This window comes from Streptomyces sp. NPDC057854 (genome assembly GCF_042797055.1).
In the GTDB taxonomy this organism is placed as follows: domain Bacteria; phylum Actinomycetota; class Actinomycetes; order Streptomycetales; family Streptomycetaceae; genus Streptomyces.
The window spans coordinates 127520-146152 of sequence record NZ_JBHVMF010000022.1 but is presented as its reverse complement, the minus strand read 5'-3'; the positions used below and the strand labels follow the sequence as shown (position 1 = coordinate 146152).

The following is an 18633-nucleotide window of genomic DNA, read 5'->3' as shown; positions in this document are numbered from 1 at the left end:
CGAGTTCGGGCATGAAGCCCTGGACGGCGGCGAGGACGGCGTAGTCGCCGCAGCCGGGGCACCAGCGGACCTCCTGGTCCGACTTGAAGTCCTTCGGAAGCAGGGCGGGTTCAGGTGCCACAGGCGGTCTCCTTCACGCGGGCCGCCAGCTGCTCGGCCTTGAACGGCATGCCGTTCACCTGGGTCAGGGATTCGACGCCGGCCAGGAACCGGCCGCGCAGCAGCAGGGCCAGCTGCCCCAGGTTCATCTCGGGCACCACCACCCGCTCGTAGCGCTTGAGGACGTCGCCGAGGTTCTTGGGGAAGGGGTTGAGGTGGCGGAGGTGGGCCTGGGCGATGTGGCCGCCTTCGCGGCGGATGCGGCGGACGGCGGCGGTGATCGGGCCGTACGTCGATCCCCAGCCGAGGACCAGCGTCCGGGCGCCGTCGGGGTCGTCGACGTCCAGGTCGGGCACCGTGATGCCGTCGACCTTGGCCTGGCGGGTGCGGACCATGAAGTCGTGGTTGGCCGGGTCGTAGGAGATGTTGCCGGTGCCGTCCTGCTTCTCGATGCCGCCGATCCGGTGCTCCAGCCCCGGCGTGCCCGGCACCGCCCACGGACGGGCCAGCGTCTCCGGATCACGCTTGTACGGCCAGAACACCTCCGTGCCGTCCGCCTGCGTGTGGTTCGGGCCGGTCGCGAAGGGGGTGCGCAGGTCCGGCAGGCCGTCCACCTCGGGGATCCGCCAGGGCTCGGAGCCGTTGGCGAGGTAGCCGTCGGAGAGCAGGAAGACCGGCGTGCGATAGGTCAGCGCGATCCGGGCGGCCTCCAGGGCCGCGTCGAAGCAGTCCGCCGGCGTCCTCGGCGCCACGACCGGCACCGGCGCCTCGCCGTTGCGCCCGTACATGGCCTGCAGCAGGTCGGCCTGCTCGGTCTTGGTCGGCAGACCCGTCGACGGGCCGCCGCGCTGGATGTCGACGATCAGCAGCGGCAGCTCCAGCGAGACCGCCAGCCCGATCGTCTCCGACTTCAGCGCCACCCCGGGACCGGACGTGGTCGTCACCGCCAGCGAGCCGCCGAACGCCGCACCCAGCGCCGCACCGATCCCCGCGATCTCGTCCTCCGCCTGGAACGTGCGCACGCCGAAGTTCTTGTGCTTCGACAGCTCGTGCAGGATGTCGGAGGCCGGCGTGATCGGGTACGAGCCCAGGTACAGCGGCAGCTCGGCCTGGCGCGCGGCGGCGATCAGCCCGTACGACAGGGCCAGGTTCCCGGAGATGTTGCGGTACGTGCCGGCCGGGAAGGCGCGGGTGGCGGGGGCGACCTCGTAGGAGACGGCGAAGTCCTCCGTGGTCTCGCCGAAGTTCCAGCCCGCACGGAACGCGGCCACGTTCGCCTCGGCGATCTGCGGCTTCTTCGCGAACTTCTGCCGCAGGAAACTCTCCGTGCCCTCCGTCGGCCGGTGATACATCCACGACAGCAGCCCGAGCGCGAACATGTTCTTCGAACGCTCGGCCTCCTTGCGCGACAGGCCGAACTCCTTCAGCGCCTCGATCGTCAGCGTCGTCAGCGGCACCGGATGCACGCGGTAGCCGTCCAGCGACCCGTCCTCCAGCGGCGAGGTCGCGTAGCCGACCTTCGCCATCGCCCGCTTGGCGAACTCGTCGGTGTTCACGATGATCTCGCCGCCCCGCGGCACGTCCCCGATGTTCGCCTTCAGAGCCGCCGGGTTCATCGCGACCAGCACGTTCGGCGCGTCGCCGGGGGTCAGGATGTCGTGGTCGGCGAAATGCAGCTGGAACGACGACACGCCCGGCAGCGTCCCGGCAGGCGCACGGATCTCGGCCGGGAAGTTCGGCAGCGTCGACAGGTCGTTCCCGAACGACGCCGTCTCCGAGGTGAACCGGTCACCCGTGAGCTGCATCCCGTCACCCGAGTCACCCGCGAACCGGATGATCACCCGATCGAGACGGCGGACCTCATGCGTGACCGTCATGGCGCACCGGTCCCTGCCGTGCCCCGCGCGGAATCCCCCGGCGGGTCGGGGAATCCGGCGGCGCCGGCCCAGACCTCGGCCACGGAGCCGTCCTCCAGCCGGACGAGCCGCCGGCCGGCGTCGGCGCCGTACGGCCGCGTGCCGGGGATGTCGCCGGGCGCGGACGTCACCAGGGCGAGCCGGACGTCCGGCGCGCGGGTGAGCCCGGGGCCGTCCGTGCCGACGACGAGCAGGTTCCCGACGGTGGCCAGGTCGACGCCGTCGGGGGCGTCCGCCTGGAGGCGGGTGTCGCGGTCGAGGCCCAGGGCCGTCTCGTAGAGGCGGACGAGGGAGGCGAACATGCTCCGGCTGACCGCCTTGCGGAGGAGCAGCCGCACCCCCGGGAGCCCGGCCGCCCTGGACTCCGGCGTACGCGGCTCCGGCGGGCGGGGCCGCTCGCCCGGGTTCGGGCGGTGCTCCACGAGCTCGGCGATCGCGCCGTCGGGGAAGCGGACGCGGGCGCGGGCGCCCGGCAGGATCCGCTCGGGGGGTTCCAGCACGGTGGCGCCGACCTGGTCCAGCCGGCGCAGCGCGCCGTCGAGCGAGGGCACGATCACGGAGTAGGCGGTCCGGCGCTGGATGTCGGTGAAGGGCCGGGCGCTGGCGATGAGCAGCATGTTCCCGACCGCGGCGAGCTCCAGCCCGCCGAAGTCGGGGATCGGCATCCGCAGGTCCGCGGGGATGCCGGTGAGCCGTTCGTAGCAGCGGATGCGCTCGTCGAGGACGGAGACGTCGACGAGGGAGCGGGCCAGCAGGCGCGGGCCCGGCAGCAGGGCGGAATCGGGCGTGGTGCGGAACCAGCGGTCCGGCAGCGCCGCCGCGGGGACGGTGGGCATCGCGTCAGGACTCCTTCACAGGGTGCGGCGTGGGAAGGCCCCACCACCGCTGGGCGGTGAGCCCCCAGGACTCCAGCTCCTCGTCGACGAGGCGGCGCAGGGACGTGGCGTCGCCGAAGCGGTCGGGGATGCCGGTCACGGTCACGGTCAGCCGGTCGCCGGTCCGCAGGAGGCAGAGCGAGGCGCGCAGGCGGGCCCGGTCCGGCAGGACGCCCGGCACGTTCATGGTGCGGACGGCGACGCCGGCGGCCTCCTGTCCGGTGAACCGGGCGATCGCCTCGGGGGTGCGGCCGAAGTTGGAGGCGACGACGGTGGTCTGCTGTGCCCCGGGGTTCTTGAGCCGGTGGGCGTGGCGCTCCGGGAGGAGGTGCCACAGGGGTTCCGGGACGAGGGTGCCGCTGTGCTCGCCGGTGGCGCGGAGCAGGTCCTTCGTCGCCTGCCGGGTCTCCCGGAGGCCGTGGTGCCGGGCGGGGCCGCCGGGCACGGTCAGCGGCATCACCACCAGGGCGTTGGCCCGGGCGTCCCGCTCGGACCGCCGCAGGCTGACGGGGATGCCGACGTCGAACGGTGCGGACGCGCCGCCCGCCCCGGCGGTGCGGACGAGGTTGGCGGCGATCTCGACGAAGAGGCTGTTGACCGTCCCGCCGTACGCGTCGGCCCGCCGCTCCCACCGGGCGGCGTCCGTCTCGAAGATCGCCGACGTGAAGAAGCGCGGTGCGGCCGGGGGTTCGGGACCGGCCGGGGCCGGGGGCCGCAGGGCGGTCCTGATCCGGCCGAGCCGGTCCGGGTCGGCCAGCGTCGCGGGGAGCCAGCGCGCGGCGGCGAGGCCGCCGTGGAGCGTCTGCCGTGCCAGGTCGGCCAGGTCGTCCAGCAGTCCGGGGCCGGCGGCCGGGGGCCGGGTGTCGTCACCGCCCGAGCCGATGGCGCGGAAGATGCCGAGTCCGTCGCAGCGGAAGTGGGGCACCGTCAGCGAGACGACGGTACCCCCGGCGTACGGGGCGGCGGCGAGCCGCCACAGGGCGGGGCCGCCGGGCGGGAGCGGCGCCTTGACCTGGGTGTCCATCCAGTCGGTCAGGGTGGCGTCGGTCAGCGGCGTCGGCGTGGTGGCGAGCGCCTCCTCGTTCCTGGCGGGCACCCAGCTGCGGCGCGCGCCGGGGACGGGCGAGTTCCGGACCCGGCGGCTCAGCCATCCCCGGTCGAGGCGGTGCCAGGCGGCGTGCAGCGCGGCGGCGGGCACCGGGTCCCGGAAGGTCCACAGCACCTGCACGATCCTGCTGGAGCCGAGGGTGTCGGCGGCGCGGTGGAGCATCTCGTCGGTGGGGTTGAGGCGGACGGCGGACGTCATCGGGCGGCCACCTCCTGGAGGCGGGCGGCGGCGAGTTCGCCGATCGCCGGCGCCGCTTTGAATCCGCCGCCGTTCCAGCCGGTCGCGGTGACGAGGCCGTCCGGTCCGGCCGGCACGGCGACCTCGCCGTCCCCGGTGGGCGCCATCGCGTCGTACGCGGTGACGCCGCCGGCGAGCGGGGCCGTGGCCAGCAGCGGGCAGCGGTGGCGTACGACGGCGCGGACGCGCTCCTCCTCCTGCGCCGGGACGCCCGGCCGGACGGTCTCGGGGACGTCGGTCTCCTGGGCGGAGACCCCCGCGAGGACCAGGGCGTCCGATCCCCACGGGCGCAGCCAGGCGCCCGTGGTGGTGTCCACCAGGGCGGGGAGCGCGGTGGGGTCGGCCGGTTCGCCGACGCGGAACAGGCAGTAGCCGACGGCCCTGGTGCGCAGGGGCAGGTGGACGCCGACGGTCGCGGCCAGGGGGGTGCTGCCCGCGCCCGCCGCCAGCAGGACGGCTCGGGCGTGCACGGGTCCGGCGGTGGTGTGGACGCCGGTGACGCGCGAGCCGGACGTGAGCAGGTGGGTGGCGCGGGCCGGGACCAGCCGGAGCCGGGGGCCGGCGTCGCGTGCCATGGCGTGGGCGACCGGTCCGGCGGGGAGCCAGCCGGCGTGCGGTTCGTGGACGGCGACCAGGTCGCCGGGTATGTCGAGGGCAGGGAAGCGGGTGGCGAGGTCGCGCCCGGCGAGGATCTCCGCCTGGTGTCCGGCGGCGCCGAGGTCCGCGACGGCGGCCTCGGCGCGCGGCAGGTCGGCGCGCGCCACGAGGCTCAGGCTGCCCTGGCGGCGTACCGCGGGCCAGGTGCCGCGGTGGCCCCGGCGCAGGTAGACGTCCAGGCCGGCGGCGGCCGGGCGCCGCCGGGACGCGGACAGGTCGAAGGCGCGGACCAGCCCGCCGGAGGCGCCCGTGGCGCCTCCGGCGATGCCTGCCGCGTCGACGACGGCGACGGCGAGTCCGCGGGCGCTCAGCCTCTCGGCCGTGGCGAGCCCGATGATCCCGCCGCCGACGACGGCGACGTCGGCGGTGACGGCGGACCGGGTCACGGGGCGATCCCGGCGGCCAGCAGCTTCTCGTGGTCGTGGCTCAGGATCGAGTCGACGATGTCGGTCGCCCGTACCGAGAGCATGGCCAGCGCGCCGGCGTCGCCCATGCCGTGGCTCGCCTCGCAGAGCCCGTTCAGGTAGACCTTGAGGGGCCGCGGGGTGCCGGCCTCCGTCTTCAGCTCGATCGAGTAGTCCCGCGCGACGACGGGGGTGCCCTCCTCGTCGAGGGGGAGACGGTGGGCGATGCCCTCCAGGAGCGGGTGGTACGGCTCGTCGCCCGGTTCGCCGCCGAAGTCCCTGAAGCCGGTCGCCAGGATGACGACGTCGGTGTCGAGGGTCTCCTCGGTGAGGTGGTTGACGTCGCGCAGGACCATCCGGTGCGCCTGGCCGTGCGGCCTGCTGATGACGGCCTCCCGGAAGGGCTTCATCACGAGCCGGTCGGAGCCGGTGAGCGCGTACTCGCGCTGCACGCCGACGAGGCGGTCGATGACGTCCTGGTCGCAGGCCGCGTAGTTGATGGACCGCAGTTCGTCGCGCAGGCGGCGCTTCTTGGCGCTGGGCAGCGGGTGGAAGTAGTCCACGAACTCGGGGAGGAACACCTGCCGGCTGTAGGGGCTGGTGTCCTTGAGCCGGAACCCGATTCCGCGGTGGACCGCGGTCACCTGCCGTACGTTCGGGCGGTCCAGCAGGTCGAGGATGATCTCGATGGCGCTCTGGCTGGCCCCGACGACGGCGACCCGGATCCCCTGGTCCTGGAGGCGTTCCATGGACGAGAGGTACTGGGTGGAGTGGAAGACGCTCTTCCCCAGGCCCTTCTGGAACGCGTAGGGGATCCGGGGCGAGCGCCCGGTGCCCACGGAGACGCTGCGGGCGAGGTAGTGCCCGCCGTCGTCGGTGTCGACGCGGAACAGTTCGCCGCCGTCGTCGCCCTCGACGAGCGAGAGGTTCGCGGCCGACCGGCCGTAGTCCACCTGGTCGCGGAACGCCTCGGCGACCCAGGCGAGGTAGCCCGCGTACTCCCTGCGCAGCGGGAACTTGGCGTTCAGGTGGAGGTAGTCCGTCAGTCCGCCGCGGGCGGCGAGGTACTTGACGAAGGTGTGCGGGCTGTCCGGGTTGCGCTGCATGGCCAGGTCGCGGAAGGGGTTGTTCTGGATGTCCGCGCCGGGGAGGAGCTGTTCTCGCTGCCACTGGAACTCGGGGGCCCGTTCGATGAAGTGGGCCAGGCCGGCGCGGCCGCGCTCTTCGAGCGCGACCGCCAGGGAGAGGTTCGCGGGTCCGAACCCCACTCCCAGCACCGGGTGGATCTCATGGGTTGTCACGGTTCACGCATCCTCGACTCGTCGTGCATGCAGGAACGTCGTTGCGGGACGCACGGGCCCCGCGGGTCACGCGCCGAGGAGCGCCGTCTCGGTGATCGCGTTGGTGTCGTCGACGTGGACCACGCGGGACTTGTGGTCGGCGACCTCGTCGGGGGTGAGCTGCGCGTAGCTGATGATGATGACCTTGTCGCCGGTCTCCACGAGGCGGGCGGCGGCGCCGTTGACGATGACCTGGTTGGCGGCCGGCTCGCCGAGGATCGTGTACGTCTCGAAGCGGGCGCCGTTGTTGACGTTGACGACGTGCACCAGCTCGTGGACGCCGATGTCGGCGGCGTCGAGCAGCTCCGGCGAGATGGTGATGGACCCGACGTAGTTCAGGTTGCTGTCGGTGACGGTGGCGCGGTGGATCTTCGCGTTCATGAAGGTGCGCAGCATGGTGGTTCTCCTTGGGAGGTGTCGTCCGTGCGGTGGTGGGGTGCGGGGCGGGTCGCCCCGCGGGTCATGCGGTCGGGGCGGTCGGCGCGGCCGGGACGGCCAGGCCGCGGAAGGGGTTCGCCGGTGTGCTGCCGAGGTCGGCGAGCAGGGGTGCCTTGCCGACGGTGGTGGGGCCGGCGAAGGCGGTGGAGATGTTCTCGGCGAGGTCGGGGGTGATCGGCCAGGCGAGGGTGCGCAGGGCCCACAGGAACCGCAGCGCGCCGGAGACCTCGCCGGGGTCGTCGGCCTGGATCCGGGCGGAGCGCAGCGCCAGCACCTCCAGGTGGAGGGCGACCGCCTCGGCGGCCTTGCGGACGCTGAAGTTCTCCAGCCGGTAGGCGTCCTCGAAGCGCCGCCGGGACGCGTGCAGGGCGGCGTCCCACCACGGCGAGGGGGTGGCGTCGATGTGGCGGCCGGTCAGGGCGCCGAGCTGGTCGGCGATCGCCGTGAGCGGGGCGTCGTAGCGGGCGGCGATGGTGTCGGCGGCGATGGGCTCGCTGAACTCCGCCTGCTGGAGTTCGGGGCTGGTCAGGGCGAGGACGAACCGGGCGCGGTCGCGTCCGACGGTCTCCAGGTAGTCGCGCGCCCAGCGCACGTCGCCCTTGCTGGTGGAGAACTTGCGGCCCTCCAGCATGTAGTACTGGTTGGTGAGCGTGCGGGTCTTCGGGAGGGGCACCTGCATGCCGTGGCGGGCGGCGAGCAGCGCCAGGGTCACGTAGACGAAGGCGTTGTAGAAGCCGTTGTCGATGCCGATGAACTGGACGAGTTCGTCGCACGCGGCCTGGCTGTCCAGGCGGGCCTGCTGCAGCCAGTACAGGTGGCCGACGTAGATCTCCGGCCAGGCGTTGATGGCCTGCGGCTGGACGTCGGGGCCGTCCCACTCGACCGTGATGCCCCAGCTGGTGGGGTAGGTGAGGGGGATGTACGGGAGCCGTCCGGCGAGGGTGTCGGCGACGACCTTGGCCAGGTCGGGGCGCAGCCGCACCTCGCTGGTCCGGTACCAGTTGGTGATCATGGAGCGATAGCGTTCGAGGTCGAGGACCCAGATCGAGACGGGGCGCTGCGGCAGGGCGGACGCCGTGTCGGTCACGGGCAGCAGGGCGCCGGGGAGGTTGTAGAGGCCGCACGCCTCGCAGACGCCGGCCCGGGCGTGGGCGAGGCAGGTGGGGCAGCGGCCGGTGACGAACGCCTCGGCCTTGTACTCTCCGGTGTCCGCGTCGTACGGCAGCGCGACCTCGCGGAGGTCGAACGCGCCGTGCTCCCAGAGCCGGGTGAAGAAGGAGCGGACGAACGCGGTGTAGTCCTCGTCCGGCCGTTCGAAGAGGTCGACGTCGACGCCGGCGAGTTCCAGCGACTTCGTCACGCTCTCCAGGGCGTGCTGGATGAGCGCCTCCGGCGTGGTCCCGAGCCGTTCGGCGGTGGTGACGACATAGGTCTGGTTGTCGTCGGTGCTGGTGGCGAAGGCCACGTCGTGCCCGAGGATCTTCTGGGACCGGGCGCACACGTCGCTGTTGAGGACGGGGCCGGCGAGGTGGCCCAGGTGCAGGTCGCCGTTGGGGGTGGGCGGCGAGAAGGTGACGTTGACGCGGCGGGGGGCGGTGGCGCCGGCGTCCGGGGAGCCGGCCATCAGGCGTCCCCGTCCTGCGCGGCGGGCTGGAGCCAGTAGATGCTGACGAAGGTCAGCGGGTCGGCGGTGCTGGTGTTGGTGACCTGGTGGTCGGTGCCGTGCGGGATGTAGACGACGTCGCCCGGGGTGATCGGGCGCTCCTCGGTGCCGACGCGCAGGTGGCCCTCACCGCTGATGAAGATGAAGGTCTCGTCGGTGGCGTGGCCGTGGGGCGTGCTGGACTCGGTCGGCCGGATGGAGCACAGGGTGCTGTTCCACGGCGGGGCGACGACGCCGGCCCAGGGGTAGAGCTCGCGGATGTCGCAGCCGTTCTTCCGGATCCGGGCGTCGCCGGCGTCGGTCTTCACGTGCATGGTGGAAGTCCCTTCGATGGGTGCGTCGGAGCCAGCCGGGGCTAGCCGAGGGAGAGGAGGCGCTGGATGGTGTCGGGGTGGAACGACGCGGCCGAGACGCCGTAGGCGCCCTTGAAGGTGGCGAGCCGGGAGCCGGCCAGCACCGGGTCGGTGGGCCACGCCTTGGCGTACGCCTTGCGGCGGGCGGCGCCCTCGGGGGTGAAGGTCATGTTCATCGCGGTACGGACGGAGCCCGAGATGCGCAGGCGGCGCATCCGCTCCTCGCGTTCGGTGACGTACGGCTGGAAGACCCCCGGTGACGACCAGGTGGAGCTGGACCGCAGCGCCTCCCAGACCAGGCGGGCGTCCCGGAGGGCGATGGACAGGCCCTGGCCGACGACCGGGTCGGTCCAGCCGGCCGCGTCGCCGATCAGCACCGCACCGGGGACGGCGGGCCCGTCCGTCCAGGCGTCATTCATCGGGTAGAAGGCGCACGACTCCGACGGGGTGACCGAGGCGAACATCTCGCTGCCGGGGATGCAGTCGAGCTGGAACGCCTTGAGGAAGTCCGCCTGCCGGGTCGGGCCGGAGAAGCGGCCCTTCTGGGCGACGTCGTGCAGCAGGTACAGCCGGGCCTTGGCGCCCGCGCGGGGGAAGACGAAGTAGAGGAGGTCCTTCTCGGTACCGATCGAGGTGACGTGGGCGGGCCAGTCGTGCAGGTCCTCCACGAGCATGCCGCCGCCCAGCGAGTTCGGCGGGGTCTGGGTGAGGGAGATGCCGAGCTGGCGCCGTGTGGTCGAGGTGCGGCCGTCCGCTCCGACGACGAGCCGGCAGGGCACCTCGTACTCGACGTCGTCGTGCTCGTAGCGCACGACGGGGTGGGAGCCGCCCGTCACCGTGACGTCGCCGATCCCCCGCACGACCGTGGCCCCGGCCTCGGCGGCGGCGGTGGCCAGTGCCTCGCACGCCTCGGGGTGGCCGACGTCGAGCACGCCGCGGATGCCGGGAAGCATCTCGTCCAGGTGGAGGGCGTTGGCCCAGGCGGTCTCCGGGTCGGTGATCTCGTCGTACCCGACGAAGCGGTCGATGTACGTGCCGCCCGCGGCGAGCAGCTGCTTCTCCAGGCCGAGCGCGAGGAGTTCGACCACGCCCCAGCAGTTGATCACCTCGCCGCGCACCTTGTCCCGGTAGACGGTCTGCCGTTCCAGGAGCAGGACGTCGTAGCCGTCGCCCGCCAGTGCCGCGGCCAGGGCGGATCCGGCTATTCCGCCGCCGATCACCACTGCGTCCACACGCTCAGCTGTCGCCATGGAATCCTCCACAGAAGCCCTTTCGGGGCCTTGCCGTATCGACCACCCCGGAAAATGGGCAGCCGGAAGTCCGAGCCGGTCGAATCGAGAGAGTTGCCGCGGGACGGGAAGTGCGGCAAAGCAAGGGAATTACTGCCGGAAGAACGGCCCGGGACCCGCGCCCGGGAAAAGGGCACGATTCTGTCGGCGGCCCCGCTGCGTGGTTCTCTTCCGGTCGCCAGGGGGAAGCGCCGCCGCGCCGGATCGCCGCGCGGACGCTTTCGGTCTCAGGTGGAACGATGCCGGGGGCCGGTGGAGATCGACGGCACCCGGGCCCTGCTCACGCACGCCGGCTCCGCCTCCCTCGCTGGTCCGCCCTCGGTACGAGTGTCGGTTGCGGCATCCACGATCCGCGCCGGAGCGGGGAGCGGCAATGCCGACTTGCGAAAATCGCAGCCCGATTCGGGCAAAGATGCGAATGTCGCTCCTCCGGCGAGGGCGGGAACCGACGGGAAAGCGTTTTCGACGGGAGAGGTGAACTCGGTACGGCATCGGACCGGACTTCAGGAGAACTCTGCGCTGCGTGGGGGGAGTTCTCCGGCGACACGCCCACAGGTACGGACGCTTTTCGCCCAGCGAGGGCCCGGGGTGGGCCCGTACCCGAGGACGCGGGCCCGTCGGCCGTGTCAGGAAGGCGCGAGGCTCGACGTGCCGCAGATGCCGCGCTGGATGATGTCCCACATCTGCCGGATCTCCTCCGCCGCGCCCGCCTCGCGCGGCTCCCCGTCGCTCTGCCCGCTCGCGGCGCGCGCCCGGTACTCGGCGCCGAGGATCAGGAACCGCGACAGCATCGCCAGGTCCTCCGGACGGACCGCGGCGTGCAACTGCCCCTCCCGGTACGCCTGACAGAAGAGGTCCTGCACGGCGGTGACCCAGGACTCCGTCCAGGCGAGGTCGCCGGCCGGCCGTTCCCGGCTGAGCCGCGCCGCGGAGCGGACGGCCGGCTCCTCCTCCAGCAGCCGCGCGAGTTCGAGCGTCGCGTCGATGGCCCGGTGCAGCGCGGGCGCCGGGCCGGACGGCAGGGCGGCGAGGGCCGCCCGGGTGACGCTCTGGCCCATCGCCTGTACGGCGGCGGCCAGTTCGTCCTTGGTCGAGAAGTGGAACGTCAGCGCGCCCATCGTCGTCCCGGCCGCCCGGCAGACCCGGTTCAGGGCCGCGCCGGCGTAGCCGCTCCGGTCGAACTCGGTCGCCGCGGCGTTCACCAGGGCCTGCCGGGTGCGTACCGCCCGTAACTGCCTCGTCATTCATGTCTCCGGTCGCTGGTCGGTGGTCAACAGGACGGCCCCTTCCGGCGCCGGCGGCGAGGACGGCAACTGCTTCCCGCCACGCGTACGACAGGCGCCGCGGAGAGGGAACGCACCGCCCCGCCCGCCCCCGGACCGGCCCGGTCGCGGAGCACCGGACGGCCCCTCCACGGGAGCGGTACGTACCTGCGGCCCCCGTTCCACGGGCGCCGCAGGGGGGTCGGCCTCGTTGTCCAGCGGTCGTGGCGGCCAGTGTGACGCCGCAGGTCAGCGACGACAAGGCCGTGGATCACGGTTGGCCGATTCAGGCAGAGTCCGGCCTCCGCTCCGAAGGCGCGGACGTGCGGGGCGGGTTGGCCGGTTCGCCCCAACAAAAAAATAGCAGCACCTATTATTCTCTGGTCGTCGAACCCCCGAGCCGCCCCCCGGAGTCCCTCATGACCCACGCCGCCCGCGGTGCAGACCGGCCGTCCATCCTGGAGGAAGGGCATCGCGTCGCCGGTTTCGCCGATCAGCTCTTCACGCACTTACCCAGGGCGGACCAGCGCCGCTGGGCCGCCGCGTACCTCCTGGGACTTCTGGCGGTGTCGGGCAGGAAGTCGGTGCGCAGCCTGGCTGCCGCCATCACCGACTCCCCCACCGCCTCGCAGTCGCTGCACCGCTTCATCAACGCCAGCCCGTGGGACTGGCAGCCGGTCCGCAGCGAGCTGAGGCACTGGGTCGAGCAGCGGACGCGGCCGAAGGCGTGGACCGTCGGTGTCGCCGTGCTGCCGAAGCGGGGCGACCAGTCGTGCGGGGTGCACCGCAGGTTCGTGCCGGCCCTGGGCCGGACCATCAACTGCCAGGTCGGCATCGGGCAGTTCCTGGCGACGAGCCGCGGTCAGATCCCCGTGGACTGGCGTCTGCACCTGCCGACCGAGTGGAGCGAGGACAAGCTGCGCCGCCGCACGCGCATCCCGGAGGGCGTCCACCCCCTGCCGGCCTGGGCGCAGGTGCTCGACCTGGCCGACACGTCGGCCGCCGGCCCCTCCCCGGCCCTGCCGCTCGTGGCGGATCTCCGCGAGTACGAGTCCGACCGGCTCCTCCTGGGGCTGCGGCAGCGTGCCCAGGACTTCGTCGTCGCCGTCCCCGACACCCTGGCCGTCCAGCCTCCCGCGGCGGTCCGGCCCTCCGATCCGGCCGGCGGCGGTTCCGCCGCGCCGGTCGGCGCGCGGCGTTTCCTGGAGACGCAGGGTGAGCTGCTGCGCTCGGTGCTGGGGGCGGGCCACCTCCGCCCCTCGGGCCTGACCCGGGTGGTCACCGGCCTGGTGCGCCTCCCCCGCGGCCCGCAGCCGCAGCGCTTCTACCGGCTGTTCGCCGAGGTCCCCCGGGACGGCGAGCAGCCCGCCGCACTGTGGCTCACCACGCTCGTCCACCTGTCCATGGAGGAACTCCTGGAGCTGGCGGCGCTGTCGGCCACCACTCCCCGGGCGATGCGCCGGCTGGAGGGCGGCTTCGGGCTCCAGGACTTCGAGGGCAGGTCCTATCCGGGCTGGCACCGCCATGTGACGCTGGTGTCGGCGGCGTGCGCCTTCCAGGAACTGTCGGAGGTCGATCCGGCCGGTCCTTCCGGCGTCGTCTCCCCCGCCCGCCTGATCAGGGCGCCCCGCCCGCCGGCGCGGCTTCCGGTCTGACGCGGCGCGGCCCTCCGGTACGTGGGACCCCACGGCCCCGGCAGGGTTCAGCCGTACTCCCCCGCCGTCCACGGGTACGCGGCGCCGCACCACCGCCCCGCCGGCTTCACACCGCGCTCCACCCCCCGTCCACCGCCACCGCTCCGCCGGTGACGAACGACGCCCGGCCGCTGCACAGCCACAGCGCGGCCTGCGCGATCTCCTCCGGGTCCGCGAGCCGCTTCTGCACCGCGCGTCTGCTCAGCCTCTCGACCGCCTCGGGCGTGCCGTCCAGGTACGGCTCCAGCTGCGGGGTGCGGGTGGCGCCCACCATCAGCGCGTTCACCCTGATGCCGGCGCCCCCGTACTCCGCCGCGGCGGCCCGGGTGAGCCCGAGGACCGCGTGCTTGGCGGCGATGTACGGGGCGGTGGCGCCGGTCGCCGAATGCCCGGCGACGCTGGACGTGTTGACGATGGCGCCGCCGTGCTCCTGGCGGAGCATGACGGGGATCTGCCGGCGCATGCAGTTCCAGACGCCCCGCACGTTGACGTCCATGACCGTGTCGTAGGCGTCCTCGTCGAGTTCGTGCAGGGCGGGGCCGAACTCCCCCGCCCCGGCGTTGTTGAAGGCGGCGTCCAGCGCGCCGTACTCCTCGACCGCCCGGTCGACGGCCGCCCCCACCTCATCGGGGTTCCGTACGTCGCCGGGCACGGCCAGCGCCCGCCCGCCGTCCCCGCGGATCGTCCCGGCCAGTTCGCGCAGCGCGTCCGCGCGCCGGGCCAGCAGCACGACGGCCGCGCCCTCCCTGGCGAAGAGCCGCGCGGCGGCGGCCCCGATGCCGCTGGACGCTCCGGTGATCATGATCGTGCGCCCCTGTAACGCTCCCGCTTCATGTGACATACGCGGATTGAACGCCAGGCACGCGGGAGCGCGGCAGACCGCCCGGGGCCGTCAGGACCGATTCACGCCATCCGCAGCGGTGCCGGCGTCGGCGGAACGCACCGTCTCCAGGACCCTGGCCGCGCATTCCTCACCGGCGACGAGCGGCAGCAGCAGGACCCACATCTGCCGGACACGGTCCGGGAGGTCCTTCCGGCCGCTGTCGAGCTGGGCGTTCATCTGCGCGCCGGTGCAGGCGTTGACCACGAGCTGGGCCAGCGACCGGACGTCCACGCCGGGCCGCAGCTCGCCGTTCTCGCCGGCCTCGCGCAGGAACGGCTGCAGCACCTCCGCCCACTGCCGGTAGGAGTTGCCCTCCTCGTCGCAGGCGAAGTACTCCTGGTCCATCACCAGCCGGGCGCCCGCCAGCAGTAAAGGGTCGTCCCGCAGCTGCGTCGCCCACGCCATGGTGATGTCCACGGCGCCCTGGAGGCCGGTGGCCGTGGTCATGGTCACCAGCTCCGGCTGGCTCCGGACGATCTCACGGGCGAGCTCCTCCTTCGACGCGAAGTGGAAGTAGAGCGCCCCCAGCGTCAGGTTCGCCCGCCTCGTGATCTTGCTGACGCTCGCCCCGGCGAACCCGAGCTCGGCGAAGACCTCGGCGCCCGCCCTCAGAATGGCCGCCCGCGTCCGAGCACTCCGCTCCTGCTGAGCCACGCACCCGCCTCCCCTGTCCTTCGACCGTCTCCCGGCTGTCCCTCGGCTGCCTCTCGGCTGCCTCTCGACTCCCTCGACAATAAACATAGTCATCTCTATGTTGCTGCGCAGGGTTCACTTGCACCGTTGTCTGCAGGACTCGCCTGCAGACAACCCGCATCGTTCCAGGGGAATTTCCGATGAACATCACAACTGGCTTAATCGCGCCTCTCGAAGGCATCCAGCACGTCCCCAAGAATCTGACCCGCAAGACCGCCCCCGGTCAGGCGTTCGTGACGGGATGGCGCCGGCACGACGACGGCGTCTCGCACACCGTCCTCGCCGACTGGCCCGCGCACCACCCCCTCTACACGTCCCACAAAGGGCACTACCACCCGCTGATCCTCTCCGAGACGATCCGCCAGGCCCTCGCCCTGCTGTCGCACGTCGCCCACGACATCCCCCTCGACTTCCGCCTGGGCTGGGAGTCCTACGACAGTTCCGCCGTCCCGACCGCCCTGCGGACCGGACCGGACCCGGCCCACGTACGCCTGACGGTCTCCCACACCGAGGTGGACCGCCACCGCCGCGGATCCGTCCGCCTCGCCACGCAGATCACGGCCACGCGCGACGGGGAACCCCTCGGCATCGCCCGCGTGCGCTACACCGCCGTCCCTCCGGCGATCTACGACCGGCTGCGGGGGGCGTACGCGGACGCGCGGGCCAGCACGGCACGCGCCCTCCCCGTCGGCCCCGCCCTCGATGACGCCACCCGGGGCCGGCAGACCTCCCTGGACGACGCCGTCCTGAGCCCGCTCGGCGAGTCGCACCGCTGGCAGCTGCGCGTGAACACCGCCAACCGCTCCTTCTTCGACCACGCCCACGACCACATACCGGGGCTGGTGTTCCTCGAAGCCGCCGCCCAGGCCGCGCAGGCCCTGTCCGGCGCCGCCCAGACCGTCCCCACCGAGTTCGACGCCCGGTTCGTCCGCTACGTCGAACTGGACGCGCCCTGCTGGATCGAGGCGACTCCGCTGCGCCGCGGCCGGAACGGCGTCGTCCGCACGGAGGTCACCGGCCACCAGGCCGGCAGCGAGGTCTTCTCCGTACGCGTGACCGCCCTCGAACACGCCTGAGCCCCACTCCCGGCTCTCTCCCCGAAGCCCTGTGATCGTGGCGCCGCCACGCCACGATCACGGCCCCGGAACGCCGCCGCTCGTCGTCGCACCCTCCACCTCGCCGCGGCGGACGTCGGGCCGGCCGATTCCTGCCTGTGGTTCTGCCTGGAGCGGGAGTCCGGCCGCTGCTTGGCTGTTGCGTACGGGCGGGAACCCGGACCCGCCGAGGCGGTCCTGGCCGCGCGCCCGCGAGGCCGTCGCCCGTACGACGAGCCGTCCGGCCGCCGTCGTCCGGCAGGTGCAGCGGTCCTGTCGGCGCCTGCCGGGCCCGGAGCCACTTCCTTTGAGCGGAGAGAAATTGAGTGTGGTGTTGACGACCGCCTCCGTGCCGGACCGGGACAAGGTCGCGTACTGGAACGATGCGGTGAGCAGGACCCTCGTGCCGATGGTGGTGTCCCCACGGGGTGACGGGCCGTTCGACGGCCGGATCGCCACCACCCGTCTCGCGTACCTCCAGGTCTCGACCGTGGAGGCCGACGCGGGGCGCGTCAGCCGCACGCCGGCCCTCATCTCCGGGCCGTCCGACGCCCTGGTGGCGGTCGGTGTCCAGACGGCCGGCACGGCCACCTTCGTCCAGGACGGCAGGCGGGCCGAGGTGCACGAGGGCGACCTCGTGGTGTACGACACCGCCCGGCCCTACTCCTTCGACTATCCGCAGCGCTTCGCGGCGCACGTCTTCCAGCTGCCGCGCCGCACCCTGGGCGTGCCGGACAGGGACATCCGGCGGGTCACGGGCCGTGCCATCGGCGCCGAGAAGGGCGTCGGCGCGATGCTGTTCCCCTTCCTGTCCGCCCTGGCATCCTCCCCCGCCGACGGCTACCCGCCCGCCGTGGCGGACCGGCTGGCCGGCAACGTGGTCGAGCTGCTCGCCACCCTGATCACCGAGCGGGCCCACCCGGGCGACGCGGAGACGCACGCTCCGAGCCACCTGGTCCGGCGTGTGCGGGACCACATCAACCGGAACCTGGGCGACCCGGACCTGTCACCGGAGGGCATCGCCCGGGCCCACCGGATCTCCGTCCGATACCTGCACCGGCTGTTCGAGGGCGAGGGGACCACCGTCGGTCAGCTCATCCGGCAACGACGCCTGGAGGAATGCGGCCGTGAACTGGCCCGCCGCGGCGGGACGGCCCCCACCGTGTCCGCCGTGGCTCAGAGGTGGGGTTTCCTCAGCCCGGCGCACTTCAGCCGGTCCTTCCGCACCGCCTACGGCGTCTCCCCCCGTGAGTGGCGCAACCTGCGTACCGCCCAGGACGTCCCCGAAAGGGCACCGGCAGTCCCCGCCGTACCCGGGAGTCCCCCCGGTGCCGGCCGACGCGGGGCCGGTCTCGCGACGGCCGGCAGGTGAGGACCCGCGGCGGTCGCCCCGTCCCCGCGGCGGCCGCGTCCGGCCCTCGCCGGCGCCCCTACCGGCACACCGCCGGAACCCGCGGGCCGGTTCGCCCCTTCGTTCAGCCACTCCCGGCAGGAGACCGTGTGTGACCGCGTTCGTCCCCTCGTACCCCCGCCCCGTCCTGGACCGTGCCACCCTGGCCTTCGTGTCGCGGCACACCTGTCCGCCGTCGGCGGGCGACCAGGACGTGGAGCGGGCCCGTCTGGACCTCGCACGTCTCCAGGGCGTGGAAGGCGGACCCGCCCTTCACGACGAGGAGGCCGTCTCCACCGAGTGGTTCGCCCTCCCGGGCGGGCCCACCGGTCACGTACGGGTGCAGGTCGTCAGGCCCGCCGGCAGCGTCGGCGACATCCCCGTCGTGCTGTTCCTGCACGGCCTCGGCTGGGCTCTCGGGGACACCGGAACCCATGAACGCCTGGTGCGCGCGTTCGCTCTGGGCGCGGACGCGGCCGTGGTCTTCGTCGAGTACGAGCGCGCCCCCGAGGCCCGGTACCCCGTCGCCGTCGAGCAGTGCTACGCCGTCGCGAAGTGGGTCTGCGAGCGGGGCGGCGAGATCGGCCTGGACGGCAGCCGTGTCGCCGCCGTGGGCGACTCGACGGGCGGCAACCTGGTGGCGGCACTGACCCTGCTCGCGAAGGAGCGCGGAGGAGTGCGGCTGCTCCAGCAGGTGCTGCTCTGCCCCGTCACCGACGCCGGTTTCGACACCCCCTCGTACCGGGAGTACGGCACCGGCTACTTCCTCGGCGAGGACACCATGCGCTGGTTCTGGGACCAGTACCTGCCTGACGTACGGCAGCGGGACCAGGTCACCGCGTCACCGCTGCGGGCCTCCCTGGAACAGCTCGCCGGGCTCCCGCCCGCCCTGGTCGTCACCGGCGAGGCCGACGTGGTCCGCGACGAGGGCGAGGCGTACGCGACGAAGCTCCGCGCGGCCGGGGTACGGGTGGTCTCCCTGCGCTACCACGGGACCATCCACGGCTTCATGGTGCTGGACCAGCTGCGCGACACGGACTCCGCCCGCGCCGCCCTCGTCCAGGCCCTCGACACCGTCCACGTCGCCCTGCACCGGGGCGGCGGCTGAGCCTCCGGACGGCGTGGCCACGGGCAGCGTGTCCAGGAGCTTCCGCGCGGCTCTCAGCTCGTTGTCGTCGGCCGCGTCCCCGAGGGCGAGGGCCTGGCCCAGGACATGACGGGCCTCCTCGACCTCCCCC

16 protein-coding genes and 1 pseudogene are annotated in these 18633 nt (G+C 73.1%); 4 read left to right on the top strand and 13 right to left on the bottom strand.

What is annotated here, in order from left to right:
- The 11 genes and pseudogenes from ACFVQZ_RS28180 to ACFVQZ_RS28130 all read right to left on the bottom strand — a co-directional run.
- Window positions 1–121 (bottom strand): annotated as a pseudogene (locus tag ACFVQZ_RS28180) (2-oxoacid:ferredoxin oxidoreductase subunit beta); the annotation flags it as partial.
- The gene (locus ACFVQZ_RS28175) at window positions 111–1976 is read right to left on the bottom strand and encodes a 2-oxoacid:acceptor oxidoreductase subunit alpha (protein WP_383627260.1); all 1866 of its coding nucleotides are present in this window, start codon (window positions 1974–1976) and stop codon (window positions 111–113) included. The gene ACFVQZ_RS28175 and the pseudogene ACFVQZ_RS28180, both read right to left, overlap by 11 nt.
- A complete protein-coding gene (locus ACFVQZ_RS28170; RefSeq protein WP_383627257.1) occupies window positions 1973–2851 on the bottom strand; it encodes a VOC family protein in 879 nt (292 codons plus the stop codon). The genes ACFVQZ_RS28175 and ACFVQZ_RS28170 overlap by 4 nt, the downstream gene beginning before the upstream one ends.
- 4 nt (window positions 2852–2855) lie before the next feature.
- A complete protein-coding gene (locus ACFVQZ_RS28165) occupies window positions 2856–4196 on the bottom strand; it encodes a hypothetical protein (RefSeq protein ID WP_383627254.1) in 1341 nt (446 codons plus the stop codon).
- Window positions 4193–5278 carry an NAD(P)/FAD-dependent oxidoreductase gene (locus ACFVQZ_RS28160; protein WP_383627251.1) on the bottom strand — a complete coding sequence of 362 codons (1086 nt, stop codon included), beginning with the start codon at window positions 5276–5278 and terminating at the stop codon, window positions 4193–4195. Before ACFVQZ_RS28160 ends, ACFVQZ_RS28165 begins: the two co-directional genes overlap by 4 nt.
- Window positions 5275–6597, bottom strand: a complete 1323-nt coding sequence (locus ACFVQZ_RS28155; RefSeq protein WP_383627248.1) for a SidA/IucD/PvdA family monooxygenase — start codon at window positions 6595–6597, stop codon at window positions 5275–5277. The genes ACFVQZ_RS28160 and ACFVQZ_RS28155 overlap by 4 nt, the downstream gene beginning before the upstream one ends.
- Window positions 6598–6663: 66 nt before the next feature.
- Entirely contained in the window at window positions 6664–7032 is a 369-nt protein-coding gene (gene panD / locus ACFVQZ_RS28150) for an aspartate 1-decarboxylase (RefSeq protein WP_030496153.1), read from the bottom strand.
- A gap of 64 nt (window positions 7033–7096) precedes the next feature.
- Window positions 7097–8698 (bottom strand): class I tRNA ligase family protein, encoded by a 1602-nt coding sequence (locus tag ACFVQZ_RS28145; protein ID WP_383627244.1) that lies wholly within the window; start codon window positions 8696–8698, stop codon window positions 7097–7099.
- Window positions 8698–9051 carry a cupin domain-containing protein gene (locus ACFVQZ_RS28140; RefSeq protein ID WP_030496155.1) on the bottom strand — a complete coding sequence of 118 codons (354 nt, stop codon included), beginning with the start codon at window positions 9049–9051 and terminating at the stop codon, window positions 8698–8700. The genes ACFVQZ_RS28145 and ACFVQZ_RS28140 overlap by 1 nt, the downstream gene beginning before the upstream one ends.
- 41 nt (window positions 9052–9092) lie before the next feature.
- Window positions 9093–10340, bottom strand: a complete 1248-nt coding sequence (locus ACFVQZ_RS28135; protein WP_030496156.1) for an FAD-dependent oxidoreductase — start codon at window positions 10338–10340, stop codon at window positions 9093–9095.
- 665 nt (window positions 10341–11005) lie between these two features.
- Complete coding sequence (locus tag ACFVQZ_RS28130; protein ID WP_030496157.1) at window positions 11006–11623, bottom strand: TetR/AcrR family transcriptional regulator; 618 nt, start codon at window positions 11621–11623, stop codon at window positions 11006–11008.
- 437 nt (window positions 11624–12060) lie between these two features.
- Between ACFVQZ_RS28130 and ACFVQZ_RS28125 the strand changes: the two genes are divergently transcribed.
- Window positions 12061–13296 carry a transposase gene (locus ACFVQZ_RS28125; protein WP_030496158.1) on the top strand — a complete coding sequence of 412 codons (1236 nt, stop codon included), beginning with the start codon at window positions 12061–12063 and terminating at the stop codon, window positions 13294–13296.
- 106 nt (window positions 13297–13402) lie between these two features.
- On the opposite strand, the gene ACFVQZ_RS28120 is transcribed toward ACFVQZ_RS28125, so the two are convergent.
- Together ACFVQZ_RS28120 and ACFVQZ_RS28115 are read right to left on the bottom strand one after the other, a co-directional pair.
- Window positions 13403–14176, bottom strand: coding sequence for a glucose 1-dehydrogenase (locus tag ACFVQZ_RS28120; RefSeq protein ID WP_081959302.1), 774 nt, complete (start codon window positions 14174–14176; stop codon window positions 13403–13405).
- 51 nt (window positions 14177–14227) lie between these two features.
- A complete protein-coding gene (locus ACFVQZ_RS28115) occupies window positions 14228–14872 on the bottom strand; it encodes a ScbR family autoregulator-binding transcription factor (protein ID WP_030496160.1) in 645 nt (214 codons plus the stop codon).
- Window positions 14873–15051: 179 nt separating this feature from the next.
- On the opposite strand from ACFVQZ_RS28115, the gene ACFVQZ_RS28110 reads away from it, so the two are divergent.
- From ACFVQZ_RS28110 to ACFVQZ_RS28100, 3 genes are all read left to right on the top strand, one after another.
- The gene (locus ACFVQZ_RS28110) at window positions 15052–15987 is read left to right on the top strand and encodes a ScbA/BarX family gamma-butyrolactone biosynthesis protein (protein ID WP_030496161.1); all 936 of its coding nucleotides are present in this window, start codon (window positions 15052–15054) and stop codon (window positions 15985–15987) included.
- 346 nt (window positions 15988–16333) lie between these two features.
- Window positions 16334–17377 (top strand): helix-turn-helix domain-containing protein, encoded by a 1044-nt coding sequence (locus tag ACFVQZ_RS28105; protein WP_383627236.1) that lies wholly within the window; start codon window positions 16334–16336, stop codon window positions 17375–17377.
- Between the two features lie 130 nt (window positions 17378–17507).
- The gene (locus ACFVQZ_RS28100) at window positions 17508–18503 is read left to right on the top strand and encodes an alpha/beta hydrolase (protein WP_030496163.1); all 996 of its coding nucleotides are present in this window, start codon (window positions 17508–17510) and stop codon (window positions 18501–18503) included.
- Window positions 18504–18633: the final 130 nt, after the last annotated feature.

What these genes read in the sequence shown, in the direction of transcription:
- panD (WP_030496153.1), bottom strand. Translation starts at nt 7,032, where the DNA reads ATGCTGCGCACCTTCATGAACGCGAAGATCCACCGCGCCACCGTCACC.
- ACFVQZ_RS28145 (WP_383627244.1), bottom strand. Translation starts at nt 8,698, where the DNA reads ATGGCCGGCTCCCCGGACGCCGGCGCCACCGCCCCCCGCCGCGTCAAC.
- ACFVQZ_RS28125 (WP_030496158.1), top strand. Translation starts at nt 12,061, where the DNA reads ATGACCCACGCCGCCCGCGGTGCAGACCGGCCGTCCATCCTGGAGGAA.
- ACFVQZ_RS28135 (WP_030496156.1), bottom strand. Translation starts at nt 10,340, where the DNA reads ATGGCGACAGCTGAGCGTGTGGACGCAGTGGTGATCGGCGGCGGAATA.
- ACFVQZ_RS28175 (WP_383627260.1), bottom strand. Translation starts at nt 1,976, where the DNA reads ATGACGGTCACGCATGAGGTCCGCCGTCTCGATCGGGTGATCATCCGG.
- ACFVQZ_RS28165 (WP_383627254.1), bottom strand. Translation starts at nt 4,196, where the DNA reads ATGACGTCCGCCGTCCGCCTCAACCCCACCGACGAGATGCTCCACCGC.
- ACFVQZ_RS28130 (WP_030496157.1), bottom strand. Translation starts at nt 11,623, where the DNA reads ATGACGAGGCAGTTACGGGCGGTACGCACCCGGCAGGCCCTGGTGAAC.
- ACFVQZ_RS28140 (WP_030496155.1), bottom strand. Translation starts at nt 9,051, where the DNA reads ATGCACGTGAAGACCGACGCCGGCGACGCCCGGATCCGGAAGAACGGC.
- ACFVQZ_RS28120 (WP_081959302.1), bottom strand. Translation starts at nt 14,176, where the DNA reads ATGTCACATGAAGCGGGAGCGTTACAGGGGCGCACGATCATGATCACC.
- ACFVQZ_RS28110 (WP_030496161.1), top strand. Translation starts at nt 15,052, where the DNA reads ATGAACATCACAACTGGCTTAATCGCGCCTCTCGAAGGCATCCAGCAC.
- ACFVQZ_RS28170 (WP_383627257.1), bottom strand. Translation starts at nt 2,851, where the DNA reads ATGCCCACCGTCCCCGCGGCGGCGCTGCCGGACCGCTGGTTCCGCACC.